A 20,613-nucleotide genomic window follows, 5' to 3' on the forward strand; every position below is an offset into this window, starting at 1 on the left:
GCGATGTACTCCTACCCGCAGTACATCGGCGGCCAGGACCGCTCCGGCACCGGCTGGACCTACTGCCTGGACGCCGGCGCCTTCCTGGCCGATCCGCGCGCCTCGTTCACCCGCAAACGCAAGCTGGAGCTGGCGGGCGGCGACACCCCCGAGGGCGACACCACCGGGATCGTCGGCCGGGTCGCGCTCAGCAGCCCGCAGGACGTGACCGACGCGCTGCAGGCGGCACACACGGCCCGCCGCGCATGGGCCCGCACCGATCTGGACACCCGGATGAAGCTCGGCCCGCGGCTGCACACGGCGTTGACCGCCCGCTACGACGACCTGCTCGACATCCTGGTCCGGGAAGGCCACCCGCGCCGGCTGGCCGAGTGGGAGATCGCCGGCATGCTGACGGCCACCAGCGCCGAGACGGTGGCGTTCTACCGCAGCCAGCTGGAGCAACGCTTCGACAGCCCCGGCCACTCCTTGGCCCTGCTGCGCAAGCCCGACGGAGTGGTCTGCCTCAACCCGCCGCAGAACGCGGCGGCCGCCAACTCCTTCCTGGGCACCGGCGCACTCGGCGCAGGGAACACGCTGGTGGTGAAGGCACCGCGCACCGCACCGCTGGGCGTCGCCTTCATCTACCGGGAGCTGGTCGCCCCGATCCTGGACGAGCTGGGCGCGCCGCCGGGAACCGTCAACCTGGTCTCCGGCGCGACCCGGCCGATGCTGCGCCAGTGGCTGACGAGCCCGCACGTCGACGACATCATGTTCTTCGGCGACAGCGACGTAGGCCTGGAGCTCGGCGACAAGTGCGTCACCCACGGCAAGAAGCCGGTGCTCGAACTGTCCGGCAACGACTGCCTGGTGGTGTGGAACGACGCCGATCCGGACGGCGCCGTGGAGGCGCTGCTGGAGTGCTTCTACGGCTCCGGGCAGATCTGCATGGTGCCCAAGTGCGCGATCATCCACCCGGACATCGCCGAGCAGCTGCTGGACCGGCTCACCGCCCGGTGCCGCGCACTGCGGCCCGGCTACCCCGATGACCCGGAGGTCCTGCTGAGCCCGGTGCTCAAGAGCGACCGGTTCCACGAGGTGCTGGCCGACGCCCGGCAGCACGGCTGCCGAGTCCTGTGCGGCGGCGAGCGGTTGGACGTCACCGGGCGCCCCTCGCTGACCGGGACGTTCCTCGAACCCACGGTGGTACGGGTGGACGGGCTGCGCGACGCGCGCCGGGTCCGGGCCGTGCGCGAGGAGACCTTCTTCCCGCTGCTCGCCGTGGTGGTCCCCGATGAACGGGACGAGGGCGAACTGCTGGACACCGTCATCGAGTTCATCAACGAGAACGACTACGGACTACGCAACTCGCTCTGGTCCGCCGACGACAAGGTGATCGACGCGTTCACCCGCGAGGTCGTGGGCGCCGGGCTGCTGAAAGTCAACGATTCGCACATCGGGTTCGTCCCCTACCTCGGTACGCATGGCGGCACCGGCCGCACCGGCGGCCCGTTCGGCGAGCTCAACTACCCCATCCTGCGCACCTCCCACCTGCAAGGCGTGGCCGTGGCCAAGAGCGCACCAGGCACGGCCCCGGGCTCGCCGTGCGGGGGCTGAGCGCACGGGTCGGCGGCCGCCGGGTGCTGGTCACCGGCGCCTCCGGCGCGATCGGCCGCCGGCTGGCCGTCCTGCTCGGCGCGGCCGGCGCCGAACTGTCGCTGCTCGGCCGCGACCGCCAGGCGTTGGAGGAGACCGCGCGCGCCGTCCCGCCCGGCACTCCGGTCCGGATCTTCCCGACAGACCTCACCGAAGGCGACGAACTCACCTCCCTCACCGACGAGTTGGCGGCGCACGGCGGGATCGACATCCTGGTCAACAATGCGGGTCGGTCGATCCGGCGCGGCGCCGCCCTCGCGGTCGACCGGCCGCACGACTACCGCCGGACGATGGCCGTCAACTACTTCGGCGCGGTCAATCTGACGCTGCGGCTGCTCCCCGGGATGCGCGAGCGCGGGGGCGGCCACATCGTCAACATCGCCACGATCGGGCTGCAGCTCGGCATGTCACGGTTCACCGCCTACAACCCGTCGAAGGCCGCGATCGAGGCGTTCGGGCAGTCACTGGCCCCCGAACTGAGACGCGAGGGAATCGCGGTGAGCACGGTCCACCTGCCGCTGGTGCGCACCCGGATGAGCGCCCCCACCACGGCGTTCGCCAAGCTGCCCGCGCTCACCCCGGAGCAGGCCGCGCGGATGATCTGCACGGCCCTGGTGACCCGCAAGCCCCGCGTCTCCACGCCGCTCGGCACGCTCGGCGAGCTGCTGGGCGTGGCGGCGCCCCGGCTGCGACTGGCGCTCGCCGCCCTGGAGTACCGCTACCTGCCCGAGTCCCCCAGCGCCCTGGGAGCGCCCCGATGACAGCGACCACAGCCGCCGGCGTCCCCGCAGGGCACCTGGCCCGGGCGCTGGACGCGCCGACCGTGGTGGACGCGTTCGAGCTGACGGCCGAAGCCTGCGCCGAGCTGCCGGCCCTGCGCACGACGGGCGGCGAGGCGTACAGCTGGGCACGGTACCGGGCCGCCGCTCGCGGCTGCGCCGCCGGACTGGCCCGCCTCGGGCTGCGGGCCGGCGACACGATCGGCCTGCTGCTCGGCAACCGGCCGGAGTTCCACGTCGTGGACGCGGCCGCCATGACGCTCGGGGTGACCACCTGCTCCTTCCACCTCACCTCCCCCGACGAGGAGTTGCGCTACCTGGTCACCGACTCCCGGGCAGCGGTGCTGGTCTGCGCGGAGGCCGAGCGCGGCCGGGCCGAGCGGCTGCTGGCCGAGTGCAAGGGGCTGCGGGAGCTGGTCGTGGTGGGCGACACCGACGGGCTCGCCGCACTGCTCGGCTCAGGCGCGGCTCCGCAGCGACACCGGCCCCGTCCGCAGGATCTGCTGACCGTCGTCTACACCTCGGGAACCAGCGGTCCGCCCAAGGGGGTCGAGCTCAGCCACGCGGCCGTCCGGGCGGCCGGCCGTGCCTTCCTGGAGCGGGTGCCCCTGCCGGCCGGCGCCCGGCTGGTCTCGTACCTGCCGATGGCGCACATCGCCGAGCGCTGCTGCTCGCACTACCTGCCGATGGTGCTGGGCGCCGATGTCACCTGCTGCGAGACGCCGGATCGGCTCTTCGAGGTACTGCCGGAGGTCCGACCGCACTGGCTGTTCTCCGTACCCCGCATCTGGGAGAAGCTGCGCACCCGGCTGCTCGCCGAACTCGACCGGGCACCGTCGGAATTCCGGCGCGGCGCGCTGCGGGCGCTGGAGCTCGGCGAGGCTCTGACCACGGGCGTGCACGACGTGACGGACGAGTACCGGCGCCTGGATCAGACCCATCTCGCCCCGGTGCGGGCCCTGCTCGGGCTGGACGCGGCACGCTTCGTCCACGTCGGCGCGGCTCCGGTGCGCGAGGAGACGATGCGCTTCCTGCGTGCACTCGGCCTGCCGATGGGCGAGATCTGGGGCATGACCGAACTGTGCGCGGCAGCATGCGTGACCGTACCGGGCAGGCACCGGCCCGGCTGGATCGGCCCGCCGCTGCCGGAGGTGGAGGTGCGCACCGCATCCGACGGCGAGGTGCTGGTCCGCGGCCGTACCTTGATGACCGGCTACCGGGGCCGGCCGCGGGAGACCGCGGCCGCGCTCGACCCGCAGGGGTGGCTGCGCACCGGTGACCTCGGGGAGCTGGACGCCGACGGTTCGCTGCGGATCACCGGCCGCAAGAAGGACCTGATCGTCACCGGCTACGGCAGGAATCTGTCACCGTCCCGGATCGAGGCGCGGATCGCGGCGGAGGAGCCGCTGATCGACCAGATCTGCGTCATCGGCGACGGCCGCCCGCACCTCGTCGCGCTGGTCACGCTGAGCGCCGTGGGCGAGGGGGATCCGGCGGGCCGCATCGAGCGGGTCCGCGAGGGCCTGGCGCGGGCGAACCGCGGGCTGTCGCGGCCGGAGCGGGTCCGGCGGTTCGCCGTGGTGGACGAGGACTGGACACCCCGGTCCGGCCTGGTGACCCCGACGCTGAAGCCACGGCGCCGGCAGATTCTGGCGCGGTACCGGGACCTGGTCGACGACCTGTACGCCGGCGGCGGCCGGACCCCTCGGGAGGACGGCGACGAGAACTCCGGTGAGGACTGATCGATGACGCCCCTGACGAGCCAGGTCCGGTCGGCGCCGCCGGTCGGGACAGCCGCCCGTCTCGCCGCGCAGCTGTCCGGCAGCGGACCGGAACTCCGCCCCCGCGCGCCGTTCACGCTGGACGTGATCGCCCGCCTGCCGGGCAGCACGGCTGCGGACGTGGCCCGGGCCTTCGAGCGGGCCCGCGCGGCCCAGCCCGACTGGGCCGCGCGACCGGCCACCCACCGCGCCCGGATCGCCGGCCGGCTGCACGGCCTGCTGCTCGACCGGCGGCACGAGGCTCTCGACCTGCTCCAGTGGGAGACCGGCAAGGCCCGGCTGCACGCCTTCGACGAGGTGATCGACGCCGCCGGTGTGTGCCGCTACTACGCCCGCCGCGCCCCCGGACTGCTGGCCCCGCGCCGCCGGGCCGGGATCCTGCCGCTGCTGACTTCCGTCCGCGAGCTGCGCCACCCCAAGGGCGTGGTCGCCGTGATCACCCCATGGAACTACCCGCTCAGCCTGACCGTGACCGACGTCGTCCCGGCGCTGCTGGCGGGCAACGCGGTCGTCCAGAAGGCCGATACCCAGACCGCCTGCACCACGCTGTGGGCGCGCGAGCAGTGTGTGCGGGCGGGGCTGCCCGCCGAGCTGTGGCAGATCGTGGTCGGCGAACCCGCCGAACTGGGCCCCGCTCTGCTGACCCGGGCCAACCACCTGGCCTTCACCGGATCCACCGCGGCAGGGCGGACGCTGGGCGGCCTGGCAGCGGAGCGGCTGATCGGCTGCATGCTGGAGCTGGGCGGCAAGAACCCGCTGCTGGTGCTGGCGGACGCCGACCTCGACCGGGCCGCAGCCGGCGCCGTGCGCGCCTGCTTCTCCAGTGCCGGACAGCTGTGCATGTCGGCGGAGCGGATCCTGGTCGACCAGCGGGTGCACGACCGCTTCGTGGCCCGCTTCCTCGGGCGGGTCGCCGCCCTGCGACTGTCCGCCGGCTTCGACTTCGGCGCCGACCTGGGCTCGCTCACCTCGCGCCGCCAGCTCGACCGGGTGCACACCCATGTCACGGACGCGCTGGCCCAGGGCGCCCGGCTGCTGTGCGGCGGGCGCGAACGCCCGGACATCGGCCCGCTGTTCTACGAACCGACCGTGCTGGCCGGGGTGACCCCGGAGATGGCCGTGCACCGGGAGGAGACTTTCGGCCCGGTGGTCTGCGTACGCGCCTTTCGGGACGAGGAGGAAGCGGTGGCGCTCGCCAACGACAGCCCGTACGGCCTGAACGCCTCGGTGTGGAGCCGGAGCCCGGCCCGGGCGCATGCGCTCGGCACCCGCCTGCGGGTCGGCGCGGTCAACGTCAACGAGGGATTCCGCGCGGCCTATGTCTCGTACGACGCACCCAGCGGCGGCCGACAGGAGTCCGGCATCGGTCATCGGCACGGCGCCACGGGCCTGCTGCAGTACACCGACTGCCAGGTGGTGGCCCGGGCGCGGACGAACGTCTTCGACCCGCGGCCGGGAACCGGCGCCGAGCGCCACACCGAGCTGCTGACCACACTGGCCAGGACGATGACGAGGCTGGGGCTGGGATGACCGACGTCAGGAACGCACCCGTGCCGCCCCCCACACGCTTCGGCTGCGTGCTGGTCGGCGAGAGTGCCATGGTGGCCGCCTGCACCGAACTGCTGCTGGAGCGCGGTCACCGGGTGCGCGGCGTGGTGTCGCCCGATCCCGAGATCCGGACCTGGGCGGAGCGTACCGGCCTGGCCTCCACCGGGTTCGGCCCGGAACTGGTGCCGTGGCTGACGGCGCAGCCGTTCGACCATCTGTTCAGCGTCGTCAACCTGCGGCTGCTGCCGTCCGAGGTGCTCGCACTGCCGCAGGGACTGGCGGTCAACTTCCACGACGGTCCGCTGCCGCGGCATGCCGGCCGGTACGCCACCACCTGGGCGATCCTGGAAGGCGAGCGCATGCACGGCGTCAGCTGGCATCTGATGACGGACCAGGCCGACCGGGGAGACGTGCTGGTGAGCCGCGAGGTGCCCGTCGCGGCGGCCGAAACGAGTGCGACGCTCAACCTGAAGTGCCTGGCGGCGGGGATCGACACCTTCGGTGAACTGGTCCAGGCTCTGGAACAGGGCACGGTCCGCCGCCGTGCGCAGGACCCGGCCGGACGGAGCTACCACGGCCGGTTCGACCGGCCGCCCGGCGCGGGATTCCTGTGCTGGGACCGGCCGGCCGGGCAGTTGGCCGCGGCGGTGCGGGCGGCGGACTTCGGGCCGCATCCCAATGGCTTCGGCACTGCGAAGGCGCTGCTGGGCGGCGAAGCGGTGGTGGTGCGGGAGTTGACACCGCTGTCAAAGCCGACGCGAGCCGTGTGCGGCACGGTCCTGGCGGTCGGCCCGGATGCCGGTTCCGAGGAGGGAACGGACGCAGCGGCCGAGGGCACGGTCACGCTCACGGTCGTCGCGGACGGGCGGCCGGTGCGACTGTCCGGTCTGCACACCGTGCACGGGGAACCGCTCACCGCAGCCGAGTTGTCGGCCCGCGGGGTGCGGCCCGGCAGCCGCCTCACACCCGCCGAGAGGCGGATACTGGCGGCCGCTGAGCGGGCCGAGGCGGCGAGCCTGCGCGCCGAGCCGTTCTGGCTCCGGCGACTGGCGGGCCTGGACCCGGCCGACCTGCCGTTTCGCGCGCCGGGCCCGGTGACCCCCACCGTGGTGCCGGTGCCGCCCCGGCTGTCCGGTGCCGAGGACGAGCGACGGACATGGCTGCTGACCGCGCTGCTCGCGTTCCTGGTCCGGCTCGGTGCGGCGCCCGGCACCGACGTCCGGTTGCGCCTGCGGGGCCCGGGCACCGGCCACCCCGTGGTCGACGCACTGTACGCCGACTGGATCCCCCTGCGGCTGCCGCAGCTCGGCGTCCGGAGCGACACGGAGCTGCACGCCGAGACGACCAACCTCCTTCGGGCGGCGCATGAGCGCGGCCCCTTCCCTTACGACCTGTGGCTCCGCTGCCCGCAGTTGCGTGGCCGGCTCCCCCGGCTGCCCATCGCCCTGGAGTTCGCCGACGACGGACCACTGGAGCTGCCGGTCGGCAGCTCCCTGCTGATCCGGGTGGGAACGGACCGCTGCGTGTGGCTGGGTGCAGACGAAGCGCTCGCCGGGTACGCGGCCGCGTTCCTGCGCGAGCTGACGGCGTTGGCGCAGGCGCGTCCTGCCGAACTCCCGTTGGGCACCGAGGAGATCCGGCGCTCTGCGGCGCGCTGGAACGAAACGGCGACCGACGTCCCGCCCGACACCGGTGTGCACCGCCTGATCGCCCGGCAGGCCCGGCTGCGGGCCGATGCCCCGTCCGTGATCTGCGGCGAACAGAGCGTCACCTACGGCGACTTGGACCGCCGGTCGAGCGAGCTGGCCGGCCGGCTGCGCTCGCGCGGCGCCGGTCCGGGGCGGCGGGTCGGGGTGTACCTCGCTCGAACGCCCGAACTCGTCGTGGCGCTGCTCGCGGTGTTGAAGTCCGGCGCCGCGTACGTGCCGCTGGACCCGTTGTATCCGCCTGCCCGCATCGCCGGGATGATCGAGGACGCGGCGCCGGTCCTGCTCGTCACCGACCCCGGCCTGGCGCCCGGCTTGCCGGCGACGGGAGTCGAGCTGGTGGTGGCGCAGCCGCCCCGGCCGGCCGACGACGAGGGCGGCACCCCCGAGGGCGGCACCCCCGAGGACGGCACCCCCGAGGACGGCGCCAGTGTGCCGGGTGACAGCGACGCCTACGTCATCTACACCTCCGGTTCCACCGGCCGGCCCAAGGGCGTACGGATCACTCACCGCTCGCTCACCAACCTGGTCTGCGCGATGGCAGTGAACCCCGGCTTCACCTCGCGGGACCGGCTGCTGGCGGTCACCACGGTCTGCTTCGACATCGCGGCTCTCGAGCTGTTCGTCCCCCTGGCCACCGGCGGACAGGTCGAGCTGGCCCCGGACGAGGTCGCGGCGGACGGCTTCCAACTGCGCGAGCTGCTCGAGCGCAGCCGCCCGACCGTCCTGCAGGCCACCCCCGCCACCTGGCGGATGCTGCTGGAGGCAGGCTGGCCCGGACAGCCGCTGCGGATGCTCTGCGGCGGCGAGGCGCTGCCGGCCGACCTCGCCGAGAAGCTGCTCCGCCGAGGTGACGGGCTGTGGAACCTGTACGGGCCCACCGAGACGACGATCTGGTCCTCCGTCACGCGGGTACAACCCGGTGAACGGCCCCTGCTCGGACCGCCGATCGCCAACACCACGTTCCATGTGCTGGACGCCGACCAGCGGCCGTTGCCGCCGGGCGTGGCGGGCGAGCTGTACATCGGCGGTGACGGTGTCGCGGCCGGCTACCTCGGCCGGCCGGAGCTGACGGCCGAGCGGTTCGTTCAGGTGCCGCACGTGCCGTACCGGCTCTACCGCACCGGCGACCTGGTACGGCAGCTGACGGACGGCCGCCTCGCCTACCTCGGCCGCGCCGACCACCAGTTCAAGCTGCACGGCTACCGGATCGAGCCGGCCGAGATCGAGGCCGCGCTGCGCGATCACCCCAGCGTGTCCGAGGCGGTGGCCGTGCTGCGCGAGGAGCGGCTGGTGGCCTACCTGGTTCCGCACGGCACTCCCGCCCCGGCCGGACAGTTGCGCGCCCACCTGGCCACCGCCGGCCTGCCGGACTACCTGATCCCCTCGGCCTTCGTGGCGCTGGACCGGATTCCGCGCACCGCCAACGGAAAGACCGACCGCGCAGCGCTGCCGTCCCCGTCCGCGCCGGCGGTCGCCGCACCCGACCGTGCCGACCGCACGGAGCGGGCGATCGCCGAGGTCTGGCAGCAAGTGCTGGGGCTGGACCGGGTCGGGCTCGACGACAACTTCTTCGAAGTGGGCGGCACTTCGTTGCTGCTCATGCGCGTCATGGCCCGGCTGCGGACGCAGGTGCTGCTCCCGCTGACCCGAGTGGAGATGTTCGCCTACCCGACGGTCCGCTCGCTGGCCAGACGTCTGGCCCCACCTGCCGCGCCACGGCCGGCGCCCGAGGCACCACGGCCGGCGGCCACGCGCTCCGTGCTCGGCGAGCTGCGTCGGCGCCGCGGCCGCTGACCGGCTCCAGACAGACAGGCTGCTTGCGGCGTCGCCGCCCACGAAAGGACTTCGACCATGGCCCTGTGCACGATCTGCGCATTGAAGGACAGCCATCCCGGCGTCGCGCTCGGCGACGACGGCGTGTGCAGCCTGTGCCGGCTCGATGTCGCCGGCGATCTCCTGGCCAACTTCGCCTACACCAACCGGGTGTTCGAGGAGTTCGCCCGCAGCGGCCCGAATCCGCACGGCGACTACGACTGCCTGTTCATGTACAGCGGCGGCAAGGACAGCACCTACCTGCTGGACAAGTTCGTCAACGAGGACGGCAGGCGCGTCCTCTCCTACACCTTCGACGTGCCGTTCGAGAGCACGCACGCCGCTGAGAACATCCGGCTGGCCCGGGAGCGGATTCCGGCGACCTTCGTCATCGACTCGGACGACGCAGGCATCAAGACGGTGCTCCGGGAGGTCCTCAACCGGCCGGCCGTGAAGCCCGGCACATACCTGGACGAGAAGCTGCCGTGCGTCTCCTGCCGCAGCTTCTTCGTGATCCGGGCGATCCGCTATGCCTTCCTGCACCGGATCCCGTACATCGTGCTGTGCGCGGACCCGCAGCAGATCCTGACCATGGAGTCCGACGTGCGCGAGGTGGTGCGCGGCTTCTACCGGGCCTTCGGCGAACGACTGCTCTCCGCCGAGTTCCGCGCCGACCTGGAAACGCTGCTCTTCGCCGAGGACGACGAACTGCCGCGGATCATCTTCCCGTTCGTCGCGAACCGCTACGCGTACGACCCCGAACGGATGGTGGCCGAACTCACCGCGAAGGGACTGTACGCCTCCTCGCCACTGGAGACGCACTGCACGCTCTTCCCCCTGCTCAACTACTACTCGTACCTGAACTGGGACTGCATGTTCTACAAGCTCAACGCGGCCAGCCACCGGCGCTCGGTGCGGCGCAACGAGAACCACGAGCGCTCGACCTTCAGCATCGCCTTTCCCCGGGCCGCCGACCTGCCGGGGATCGAGGAGCGGTTGAAATCCGTGGTCCTGGACCTTGCCGCAGGGCGCGGCGACGCAGCCGTGCAGCAGCGTGAACTCGTCGGAATCTTCGAAGAGTTGGGGGCCGGCGCCGAGGCCGCCCGGTTTCTCGCGGCGAGTTTCCTCGACATGCGCAGGACCGCGGCCGAACTCGGCGTCAGGCTGCGGACTGCCGAGGCAGCGGCATGACCGACCACGACCTGCCGGAGCATGACCCGGCGGACTGCGATGTCGCTGTCATCGGCATGGCCTGCCGATTCCCCGGCGCCGACAGTGTGGCGGCCTTCTGGCGGCTGCTGCGGGACGGCCGGGAGGCCACCGTCTTCCTCACCGACGAGCAGCTCATCGCTGCCGGCGCCGACCCGGCCCGGCCGGGATTCGTGCGGGCTGCTCAGCTGCTGCCGGGCGTGGACCTGTTCGACGCCGAGCACTTCCGGATCCCTCCCGAGGAGGCCGAGCTTCTCGACCCGCAGCACCGGCACTTCCTGGAGTGCGCGCTGGCCGCGCTGGAGGACTCCGGCTACGACCCGGTCGGCCATCCCGGGGAGATCGGCGTCTTCGGCGGTGCGGGCCTGAACACCTACCTGCTCGCCAACCTCGCGGACCGCTACCGCGGCGGCTCGGCCCTGGGCCGGTACCGGCTGATGCTCGCCAACGACAAGGACTTCCTGACCACCCGGGTCTCCTACAAGCTGGACCTGCGCGGGCCCAGCGTCACCGTCAACACCGCCTGTTCCACCTCGCTGGTCGCCGTGCACCAGGCATGCCTGAGCCTGCTCGCCGGAGAGTGCGAGATGGCGTTGGCCGGCGCGGTCCACGTCCGGCTGCCGCAGGACGAAGGGTATGTGCACCAGGACGGGATGATCTTCTCGCCCGACGGCCGCTGCCGGGCCTTCGACGCCGCTGCACGGGGCACCGTCCTCGGCAGTGGTGTCGGCCTCGTGGTGCTCAAACCGCTGGCCGCCGCGCTGGCGGACGGCGACACCGTGCACGCCGTGATCAAGGGCACGGCCGTCAACAACGACGGCTCGGCCAAGACGGGGTTCACCGCCCCCAGCGTCGAGCGTCAGGCCGCGGTGATCCGGGAGGCGCAGCGGGCGGCCGACTGCCCGCCGGAGACCATCGGCTACGTCGAGGCACACGGCACCGGCACGGCACTGGGCGACCCCATCGAGGTGGCGGCGCTCAACCGGGCCTTCGGGCCGACCGGCGCCGGGCGTACGGTGCTCGGGTCGGTGAAGACCAATGTGGGCCATCTGGACGCGGCGGCCGGCATGGCCGGGCTGATCAAGACGGTGCTGATGCTGCGTCACCGCACGCTGGTGCCCAGCCTGCACTTCCGCACCCCCAACCCGGACATCGACTTCGCGGCCGGTCCGTTCCGGGTCGGCACCGAGCCGGCCGAGTGGCCGGACGCGGGCGGACCGCGGCGGGCGGGGGTGAGCTCCTTCGGGGTCGGCGGCACGAACGCACACGTGGTCCTGGAGGAGCCGCCCGCCGGGCCGGCGGCTGCCGCGCCGCGCGAGGCCGAGCTGCTGCTGGTCTCGGCCCGGACGCCGCAGGCCCTGGAGCGCGCCACCGGCGCACTGGCCCGGCAGTTGCGGCAGGCGCCCGGTGTGGACCTCGCCGCCGTCGCGCACACGCTGGCCGTGGGGCGCCGACCGCACCGGCACCGGCGGGCAGTGGTCTGCACGGACGGCCGCGACGCGGCACTGGCCCTCGCGCTGCTCGGGGGTTCGGCCGAGTGCGCTGGTCGGCCCGGGCCGCAGCGGGCTGGTCGCGGGCTGTCTGGCCGGGGTGTTCGGGCTGGAGCAGGCGCTCGCCCTGGCGGCCGGACGCGGCGGCACGGTGTCCTGCGTCGAGCCGGGGCTGCCGGTCAGTCTCGGCGCGGGCTGGCTGCGGAGCGACCAGGCAGTGGATCCGGACTGCTGGCTGCGGCCGGGCGCGGCGGCCGGTGACCGGCAGGCGGTCGCCGCGATGCTCAAGGAAGCCGAACTGCTCCCGCTCGGGTTCGAGTCGTCCGCGGCCGCCCGGTCGGCCGGCCAGGTGCTGCTGGACGTGCTCGGGCTGGCCTGGACGTGCGGCGCCGAGGTCGACTGGTCCGGCTGCTACGGCCCGGAGCAGCGCCGTCGGGTGCCGCTGCCGACCTACCCGTACCAGCGTCGTCGGCACTGGGTGGAGTCGCCGTCCGGTCACATCGAGCCGGGTGGTCCGGCCGAGCCGAGCCTGCGGCGGCGGGTCGAGGAGGCCGACTCGGGTGAACGGAGCGACATCCTGCGGGAGTTCCTGCGTCGGCACCTTGCCGGTCTGCTCGAGTCCGACGCTCTGCCCGGGGTGGACCAGAACCTCTTCGACCTCGGTGCCGACTCGCTGATGCTCCTTGACGCCGTCGCCACCCTGGGCATCGCACTGGACCGCGCCGTCCCGTCCGCGTTGGAGCACCCTCCGACGATCCGCGCGCTGGCCGACCGGGCCGCCGCCACCTGGGAGGACGGATGAGCGCCGGTGCCCAGAGTCCGTCGGCCGTGTGCCGGCGGACGTCACGGCAACGCAGCCGGGCCTCGACGGTGCGGAACGCACCCGACCACCGCCGCCGCCACCTGGGAGGACGGATGAGCGCCGGTGCCCAGAGTCCGTCGGCCGTGTGCCGGCGGACGTCACGGCAACGCAGCCGGGCCTCGACGGTGCGGAACGCACCCGACCACCCCCTACGGCAACCACGCGAGGGAGAACGATGACGCAGGTCCTGATCACCGGCGCGGGCGCCGTCTGCTGCCTTGGCACCGGTGTGCCCGCCATCTGGCAGGCCCTGCGTGCCGCACCGGCCGGCCGCCCCCAGTGGGCGCCCGACCCCGGCGCCCGGATGCAGCTGCCGCTGATCCATCTCGCCCCGGTCGCGCCCGGCCCGGAGGGGCGCGCCACCCGGTTCGCCCTCGCCGCCGCTCGCGAGGCCGTGGCCGACGCCGGGCTGACAGCCGACCAGCTGGCGGGTGCCGCGGTCGTCGTCGGCACCGGAGGCGGCGATGCCGACCACTGGGAGCGGCCGCTGAACCCCGGCCGGCCGTACGCCCCCGCCTTCACCGTGGCCTCGACCGTCGCGAGCGCGCTCGGCGCGCACGGCGCCGCAACCTGCGTGAGCAACGCCTGCGCGGCCGGGGGCTTCGGCCTCGGTATCGCGGCGGACCTGATCCAGGCCGGCGAGGCCGAGCTGGTGGTCGTCGGCGGCGCCGAGGCGTACAGCAGGGTGGCTCTCGGGTGCTTCAACCGCCTGGGCGCCGTCGACCCGTACGCCTGCCGACCGTTCCACCGGGAACGGGCCGGCACGGTCTTCGGCGAGGGGGCGGCCGTACTGGTCCTGGAGTCGGCCGACCACGCTCGGCGGCGCGGCGCCGTGCGCCACTACGCCACGCTGGCCGGCTCCGGCTGGAGCTGCGACGCGCACCACCTCACCGCGCCGGCCCCGGACGGTACGCAGATCCAGCGGGCGATGAGCGAGGCGCTCGCCGAGGCCGGTGTGCCGGCCTCGGCGGTGGGCTGTGTCGTGCCGCACGGCACCGGCACCCCGCAGGGCGACCTGGTGGAGAGCCAGGCGCTCGGTGCGGTCTTCGGCGATCGACTGGCCCGGTTGCCCGTATACAGCCTCAAGGCGCTGATCGGCCATACGGCTGGGGCCGCAGGTGCTCTGGGCGCGCTCGCCGCCGCCCTCATCCTCGACCGCCGGACCGTGCCGCCCAACCCGGCGCTCGGCGCGGATCAGGACCCGGCCTGTGCGGTCCACCTGGCGCAGGGCGACTGCGTGCCGCTGACCGGCCGTCATGTGATGGTCAACGCCTTCGCGTTCGGCGGCAACAACGTGTCGCTGCTGCTGGCGGGCCGCGAAGCGGAAGGACTAGTCGCATGAGCGCCGTCGACCTCGTGGTGACCGGTATCGGTGTGGTCTCGCCCTGGGGCTGCGAGCCGGCCAAGCTGCGCCTGGACGGCGAGCCGGCGACCGGAGCGGAGGAGTCCTGGTTCGACCTGACCGCGGAACTCGGCGCTCGCGGCTACAAGTACGTGCCGTCTGCGGCCCGTTACCTGCTCGCCGCCACGCGTCGGGCCCTTGCGGACGCCGGTCCGGTGCTCTCCGGGGTCCCGGAGGCCCGGCGTGGCCTGGCGCTCGGCACCAACAGCGGGATCGCGAGCGTGATCGATGCCATGGACGAGACGGTCACCGGCTCCGGCGCGGACCTGCTGAGCCCGGCGCGGGCCCCGTACTTCTCCATCAACACACTCGCCGGCCGGGTCGCGATGGAGCATGGCGTCAAGGGGTGGAACCTCACCCTCACCTCCCCGCGCACCGCGGGCATGGAGGCGCTGCTCGCGGGAGACCGGGCGGTCCGCGCCGGCCGGTCGGACCTGCTGCTCGCCGGCTCGGCCGAGGCTCCGCTGCCGGTGCACACGCCAGGCCACGATCGATCCGAGGCGGGCGCGGCCGTGCTCGTCCTCGAACCGCACGCCGCTGCCGTCGCCCGGGGCGCCACCGGATACGGCAGCTGCCGGACGGTCGCATTCTTCCTGCCTCCGTCCGAGGCAGCGTCACCCGCCGCCGGGCGGACGGTCACCGCGGCCGTCACCCGGCTCCTCGGTGAGCCTTCCGCCCTCCCTCCGGTCATCCGTCTGGTGACCGATCCCAGTCCCGTCGGAACGGCGCTCGCCGCCCGGCTCGGGCAGTCGGGGTCCCGCCTCGACGTCGTCCCGGCCGGAGCCGGCACCCTGCAGCCCGTCCTGCACGTCGCCCACGGCCTCGCTCGCCCGGGCACCGTCCATCTGGTGGTCACCGCCAGTCCGGACGGCGCTTGTGCCATGACGCTCCTGCGGCCCCACCACCTACCCGACCAGAAAAGGGACTCCGTATGACCGACACCAGCAACAGCACCGTCGTCGACCTTGAGCAACTGCGCGCCACGATCGCGGATGTCCTCGAACTCAGCCTGGACGAACTCACGGATGACGCCCGTTTCGTCGAAGACCTGGGCGTCGACTCCCTGATCGGCCTGGAGCTGCAGATCACCCTGGAGGTGCAGTACGGCGTCCGCCTCACCGAGGCCGACCTGCGCCGGGCCACCTCCCTGCACAGCGCTCACCGATTGTTGACGGCGTTGCTCACCGAGACGGACCTGCCGGCTCCGGAACGGTTGTGACCTCGCCCCGCGAGCTCTCCATGCGCGGCTGACATCAGTCGGCCGGCCAGGCTCCGCCGAGCTGGCTGAGCCTGGCAGCCGCCGTGATGGTGGCATAGATGTAGTGCTGGGGAGCTTCCGGCATGACGTCCATGGGCTTGAGCATCAGGACCGCGCCCCAGATCGCGCCGTCCCAGATGACGGGGGCGGCGACGGAGTTCCACTTCGCCATGCACTCCTGGTATCCCAGGGCGTAACCCTGGTCACGGATGTCGGCCAGGGAGGCGAGCAGCTCGTCGCCGTCACGGATGACGCCGGGACCGGCCTCCTCGGGGACCGGATCGGCGGCCACCCGCTGCTGGATCTGCTCGGGCAGGTAGGCGAGGATCGTCCGGCCCGAGGCGCCGGTGCGCAGCGACCGCGTGACCGAGAGGACGTCACGCGGCGTCATTCCGAGCTCCACGAGGTCGGAATCCCCCACCGCCATGTCCAGGCACTGTCTGCCCGCTATGCCGAACGGGGCCCTCATGTAGAGGAAGACCAGGCCGCTGTCGGTCGCCTTGCGCAGGCCTTGCAGGACATGTGCGGCCTCGCCGCCGGAGAGGTTGTCTTCGGAGAGCGCGTGGAGCCCCAGGTCGGCGACCGTACTGCCGAGCTGGTACAGGCCTCGGTCGATGCGGACGAAGGTGCTGTTGTAGGTTCCGGCGGTGAGCATGCGGCCGGTGGTGGAGTCGTCGAGATCGGCGGTTTTGGCGATCTCCGACAGCCGGTGGGCACCGGGGCCCAAGGTGATGAACGCCTGCTGCACCCGCATGAAGCGGTCGGCGTAGCTGGTCCCGGTTCCACGCTGTCCACTCATCAGCCGTACCTCCTTCATCGTGCCCGCGCCCCTCCTCCTGGAGCACGGTGGTACACGGCCCTGGTGCCACCGCGTACGGTACGGCACTAGATTATTACTCGGAGGTATCGAGACTGAACTTGCCCATGCCGGTGCGGTTGTTGAGGACGTGGTGCACCTTGGCCGCGTCGGCAAGCGGATAGGTCCCGCCGGTCACGATCTTCAGCGTGCCGTTGCCGACGGCGTCGAAGAGCTGCCTCATGGACGCTGCCAGCGGGAGCGTCCGGTCGGTGTACAGGTGCGGGAGCCAGAAGCCGGCGACAGTGACGGACTTCTGGAGCAGCGTGTGCACGGGGACGTCGGCGAGCTGCCCGCCGGCGAAGCCGTACACCACGAGCCTGCCGCGCGGGCCGACCGCGTCGAGGGTCCCCCGCAGTGTCTTGCCGCCGGTCATCTCCAACGCGGCGTGAACGGGCCCTCCTGCCGCGTCGAGGATCCGCTCCGTCAGGCCGTCCTCGTCGGAGGAGTCGACGGCTGCGTCCGCCCCGAGTTCCAAGGCCAGCCGACGCTTCTCGTCCGTGCCGGCGAGAGCGATGACCCGGGCTCCTGCCCGGTGTGCCAGCTGAACGGCCAGCGAGCCGACGCCGCCGGCCGCGGCGGGAATGACGACGGTCTGCCCCTTGATGATCTGGGCGACGGTGAAGAGGAGGTGGTAGGCGCTGTTCCCCTGCAGAGCCAGCGGCACCGCCTGTTCGTCGCTGACCTCGTCGGGGATCTCCCATTGCAGTCTGCGGTGAACGGCCACCTTCTGCGCGTAGCCGCCGCCCTGGGTCAGCGCCACGACGCGCTTGCCGTCCACGGTGGTGCCGACGACCTCGTTGCCGGGGATGTACGGCAGTTCCACCGGCGCCAGGTAGGTATTTCCGCGAACATGGACATCTGCATAGTTAACACCCGCCAGCCGCACGTCCAGCAGGATTTGTCCGCGCGCGGGCTCGGGGTCGGGAACGTCTTCCAGCCGCAAAACCTCGGGGCCGCCGAATTCCCTCATGACAATGGCGCGCACAGTACTCCTATCGACGCGGGACGGATGTGTACCACGACAGGCTAGGGCATCCCCCGCAACGGCCCCCACCTGGGCACCTTGCCTCATACATCTTTCTCACGAGGTGAGAAATGACTGCCCATTTCTCACTCGACGAGAAGCTTTAATCTTGAACTTCTCGCGAGATGAGAATTGAAATCCATGGGTTGCATTTACCCTTTCAGAGAGACATAGTGATGCCGCCTCGCTCTGCCAGACACTTCCCCCGCAGCCGAGGCCACTACGGGGCGGTCGGCAGCACGGGAGGAGGGGAAAGACTCATCGGCCCAGGCCAGGACCCGGCGAGGAACTGAGGGGACCAACCTCGGGACCACCAGAGACCGAACCAACCCAAGCCCTTGGGTGTTCACCTCATGCAGGAGGCTGCTGTGCCCCTTTGTCCCCCTCGCCCAGGGGAGCCGGCCCGGGCCGTCGAGGACGCCGTGCTTCTCATGGCCTCTTCCTTAACACCCGAGCAGATGCTTCCTCCCCTGCCTGACCGGGCCAAGCCCAGTGGTGGGCCGTGTCGTCGGCTCTGCGACCCAGGGGTGTCCCGACGTCGGCGGTCCTCGGGCGTTGACGTGCTGCCGTCCCCGGGGGCACGCCGAACGGATTCGTTCACGCCCCCTCCGACCACGGCAGCCGGTGTTCACCGGACGCCGCGGCTCGGCCCCCCTCTTCCCTCAGTGCCTGAAGCCAACTCTCCGGGACGCGCGCGCATCTGGTCCTCGTAGTCTGCGAATGTCCGGCCCCGGCCACCCATCGCCCTGACACATCTTCCGTCCTGGAGCCCGTTCTCATGGCCATCACCTCCGCCGCACCCGTCGTCGCTCCCCGGTTCGAAGCCGCCGCGGGCAGTGTGGCGATCGTCGCCCCCTACGACAGCTCCTGCCACGCGGAGACCTTCGCGCGGCAGGGCTGGCGAACCGTGGCCGTCGAACTGGACACCCGGCACCGGCTGTCGGCACTCGCAGTGGCGCGCGGGGCAGGCGCCTGCGCGGACTCGGTGGAGCATCGCGGATCCCTGCGTCAGACGGTCAAAAGGCTGCGGGGGCTGGGTGTGTCGGCCGTCGTCGCCGGGAGCGCGGCGGGCATCGAGTTGGCGGATCGGATCGCCTGGCATCTGGGCCTGCCCCAAGGCGATCCTGAGACGTCGCGGTTGCGCTACGACCGTGGCGTACAGGCGGCCGTCCTGGCGCGCGTCGGGATAGAGGCACCTCGTGGCATCCGCAGCACGAATCTGGCCGAGGTCCTGGCCTGGGCCAAGTCCTGCCCCCTGCCCGGCTACGTGCTGGCCCCGGCTGCGGCCGGGTTACCGGTCGAGCCGGTGGCCTGCGGCGGGGAGAGGCAGATCAACACCGCCTGGCCTGCCATGATGCGAGCGGCCGCCCGATACTCCGACGACGCGTGTCTGGTCCTCACCGAGCAGCTGCCCGCCCGGCAGTTCGTCGTCAACAGTGTCAGCCGTCCCGGTCCGGACGGGCAGACCGACCATGTCATCACCGACGTGTGGGCCGAGACGCGCTCCTGCGACCGATCACTGGACCGCACCGACCTGTTGCACCATCACGAACCGCTGACGCGCGTTCTGTCGGCGTACATGCTGCGCGTGCTCGACGCCCTGGGCGTGATGCGCGGTCCGGTCACCGCGCGCGTCGCCTACGACGAGGGCCGGGGCCCGCTGCTCGTCTCGGCACTGGCGGTGCCCGGGATCTCGTTGGCCGACGAGGCGCTGCGCATGGCAACCGGCTACGACCGCGTGACGGACGCACTGGACACCTGGATCCCGCCCTCGCCCGTGCAGCTCGATCGAGGCCCGGCCGGTCACCGGGTCGTCCGGGTGCACCTGCAGCGGAGCAGCGGCAACGCCGTCGACCCGCGCCTCGGGCGCATTCTGCGCCGACTGCCGACGGTGGTCGCGGTCAGCGCAGACCTCCTGGGGCAGCACGCCCCGGTCACCGGTCCGGCCCGGTGTGCCGAGATCGTCCTCAGCAGCAACGAGCCGGAGTCCGTCGAGGCGGACTATCGCCTCATCCGGGCCCTGGAGTGCGAGAGCGTCTACGGCGGAGAAGAACTCAACCTGGTGTACTCCCCTTCTGGATAGGTGACACAGGAACCAGCGGGCCGACCGACAGCGGCGCGACTGCCGAGGCGGTCGCCCCGCTGCTTTCGACGGGCGCTCCATACCGCCGGGCAGTGCTCAGCTCGTGGCCGGCGGGGAGAAAGCCGCGGAAAGTATCTGGTTGACGAGGGCAAGGTCGTTGCCACCGCCGGTGGTGGGGTTGAAGGAGTAGACGAGGCGACGGCGCAGGTCGGGCGTGACGAACATGCCGTCGGTGTAGCCGAAGGTGCTGCCGGTCTTGCCCCATACGGTCACGCCGCCGACGGTGACGCGCATCGGGCCCGCACCGTAGTAGGCCCAGCCGTGGCCCGGGTCGTGTTCGGAGCCGTCCAGGTTGCGGACGTGGGGGATGGTGAGCATCTGGTCGAGTTGGGTCGGTGACAGGAGCCGTCCGCGGAACAGCGCGGTCATGAAGCGGTCCAGGTCGGCTGTGGTGGAGATCATCCCTCCGGCGCCCGGGTTCTGCTCGGTGATGTCCTTCAGACAGCTCCCGTCGCACGGCTGGGGGACGGTTATGTAACCGTGGGCGTGCGGGCCGGGGATGGTCGGGTCGGTTTCCGGGGCGGTGGTGTGCCGCAGGTTCAGCGGCCGCACGATGCGGTCGGTGATCTCACGTTGGTAGCTGTGGCCGGTCAGCTTCTCCACGAGCATCGCAGCGACGTAGTAGCCGGTGGCCCCGTAGTGCTGCATGGCGCCGGGCTCGAACAGTCGGGGGTGCCGGACGGCCTTGGCGACCAGCTCGGAGAGCGGGACGGGCGGGTAGTCGCCGGGCAGCACACCGGGGAGGTACTCCTGGACGGGGCGGTCGAGATCGACCCGCTGTTCGGCGGCCAGCTGCAGTACCACGGTGCTGATGAACATCTTGGTGACACTGCCGAGCCGGAACCGGCCCTCGGGCGAAACCGGCTCCTGGGTGTTCACATCGGCCGTACCGAACGTACCCATCCAGTGCCCGGCCGGTCCGCTGACTCTCGCCAGTACCGCTGTGACTCTGTCGGGAGCACTGGAGATCGCCTGCTGAAGTGCGGTCGGGTTCAGCGCGGCAGGAGTCGGCCCGACGGAGGCGGAGCGGGCTGTGGGCCTTTCAGACGCGGCAGCGACGGCAGGCCCGGCCGTGCTCATGGCCACAGCGGTCGGGGCCGTG

At 72.2% G+C, this 20,613-nt stretch carries 15 protein-coding genes; 12 read left to right on the forward strand and 3 right to left on the reverse strand.

Annotation, left to right across the window (positions count from 1 at the left end; all coding sequences use genetic code 11):
- Positions 1–3: 3 nt before the first annotated feature.
- The 11 genes from AQI88_RS16315 to AQI88_RS16365 all read left to right on the forward strand — a co-directional run bounded on the left by AQI88_RS16315 (position 4) and on the right by AQI88_RS16365 (position 15,446).
- Positions 4–1,596: an aldehyde dehydrogenase family protein gene (locus AQI88_RS16315; protein WP_066998896.1), complete on the forward strand. Its 1,593-nt coding sequence runs from the start codon at positions 4–6 to the stop codon at positions 1,594–1,596.
- Positions 1,584–2,396 (forward strand): SDR family NAD(P)-dependent oxidoreductase, encoded by an 813-nt coding sequence (locus AQI88_RS16320; RefSeq protein WP_066998899.1) that lies wholly within the window; start codon positions 1,584–1,586, stop codon positions 2,394–2,396. Before AQI88_RS16315 ends, AQI88_RS16320 begins: the two co-directional genes overlap by 13 nt.
- A complete protein-coding gene (locus AQI88_RS16325) occupies positions 2,393–4,156 on the forward strand; it encodes an AMP-dependent synthetase/ligase (protein ID WP_066998901.1) in 1,764 nt (587 codons plus the stop codon). The genes AQI88_RS16320 and AQI88_RS16325 overlap by 4 nt, the downstream gene beginning before the upstream one ends.
- A gap of 3 nt (positions 4,157–4,159) precedes the next feature.
- On the forward strand, positions 4,160–5,725 hold the full coding sequence (locus AQI88_RS16330) for a succinic semialdehyde dehydrogenase (protein ID WP_079057599.1): 1,566 nt from the start codon (positions 4,160–4,162) through the stop codon (positions 5,723–5,725).
- Between the two features lie 20 nt (positions 5,726–5,745).
- The gene (locus AQI88_RS16335) at positions 5,746–9,246 is read left to right on the forward strand and encodes an amino acid adenylation domain-containing protein (RefSeq protein WP_208615799.1); all 3,501 of its coding nucleotides are present in this window, start codon (positions 5,746–5,748) and stop codon (positions 9,244–9,246) included.
- A 57-nt stretch (positions 9,247–9,303) separates the two neighbouring features.
- Positions 9,304–10,455: an adenine nucleotide alpha hydrolase family protein gene (locus tag AQI88_RS16340; RefSeq protein WP_066998907.1), complete on the forward strand. Its 1,152-nt coding sequence runs from the start codon at positions 9,304–9,306 to the stop codon at positions 10,453–10,455.
- Positions 10,452–12,224, forward strand: coding sequence for a type I polyketide synthase (locus tag AQI88_RS16345; RefSeq protein WP_066998910.1), 1,773 nt, complete (start codon positions 10,452–10,454; stop codon positions 12,222–12,224). Before AQI88_RS16340 ends, AQI88_RS16345 begins: the two co-directional genes overlap by 4 nt.
- Positions 12,181–12,765 (forward strand): phosphopantetheine-binding protein, encoded by a 585-nt coding sequence (locus tag AQI88_RS47040; RefSeq protein ID WP_066998912.1) that lies wholly within the window; start codon positions 12,181–12,183, stop codon positions 12,763–12,765. Before AQI88_RS16345 ends, AQI88_RS47040 begins: the two co-directional genes overlap by 44 nt.
- A gap of 235 nt (positions 12,766–13,000) precedes the next feature.
- Complete coding sequence (locus tag AQI88_RS16355; RefSeq protein ID WP_066998915.1) at positions 13,001–14,167, forward strand: beta-ketoacyl-[acyl-carrier-protein] synthase family protein; 1,167 nt, start codon at positions 13,001–13,003, stop codon at positions 14,165–14,167.
- Entirely contained in the window at positions 14,164–15,162 is a 999-nt protein-coding gene (locus tag AQI88_RS16360; RefSeq protein WP_079057600.1) for a beta-ketoacyl synthase N-terminal-like domain-containing protein, read from the forward strand. The genes AQI88_RS16355 and AQI88_RS16360 overlap by 4 nt, the downstream gene beginning before the upstream one ends.
- A complete protein-coding gene (locus AQI88_RS16365) occupies positions 15,159–15,446 on the forward strand; it encodes an acyl carrier protein (RefSeq protein WP_066998918.1) in 288 nt (95 codons plus the stop codon). The genes AQI88_RS16360 and AQI88_RS16365 overlap by 4 nt, the downstream gene beginning before the upstream one ends.
- A 34-nt stretch (positions 15,447–15,480) precedes the next feature.
- Here AQI88_RS16365 and AQI88_RS16370 read toward each other — a convergent pair whose 3' ends face one another.
- Both AQI88_RS16370 and AQI88_RS16375 read right to left on the reverse strand, forming a co-directional pair.
- Complete coding sequence (locus AQI88_RS16370; RefSeq protein ID WP_066999195.1) at positions 15,481–16,284, reverse strand: IclR family transcriptional regulator domain-containing protein; 804 nt, start codon at positions 16,282–16,284, stop codon at positions 15,481–15,483.
- Between the two features lie 94 nt (positions 16,285–16,378).
- Positions 16,379–17,314, reverse strand: a complete 936-nt coding sequence (locus AQI88_RS16375; RefSeq protein WP_244184155.1) for a quinone oxidoreductase family protein — start codon at positions 17,312–17,314, stop codon at positions 16,379–16,381.
- A gap of 832 nt (positions 17,315–18,146) precedes the next feature.
- On the opposite strand from AQI88_RS16375, the gene AQI88_RS16380 reads away from it, so the two are divergent.
- Positions 18,147–19,451 carry a hypothetical protein gene (locus AQI88_RS16380; RefSeq protein ID WP_066998924.1) on the forward strand — a complete coding sequence of 435 codons (1,305 nt, stop codon included), beginning with the start codon at positions 18,147–18,149 and terminating at the stop codon, positions 19,449–19,451.
- Positions 19,452–19,547: 96 nt separating this feature from the next.
- Here AQI88_RS16380 and AQI88_RS16385 read toward each other — a convergent pair whose 3' ends face one another.
- Entirely contained in the window at positions 19,548–20,591 is a 1,044-nt protein-coding gene (locus AQI88_RS16385) for a serine hydrolase domain-containing protein (RefSeq protein ID WP_107118573.1), read from the reverse strand.
- Positions 20,592–20,613 lie beyond the last annotated feature (22 nt).

Source organism: Streptomyces cellostaticus (assembly GCF_001513965.1).
Lineage (GTDB): Bacteria > Actinomycetota > Actinomycetes > Streptomycetales > Streptomycetaceae > Streptomyces > Streptomyces cellostaticus.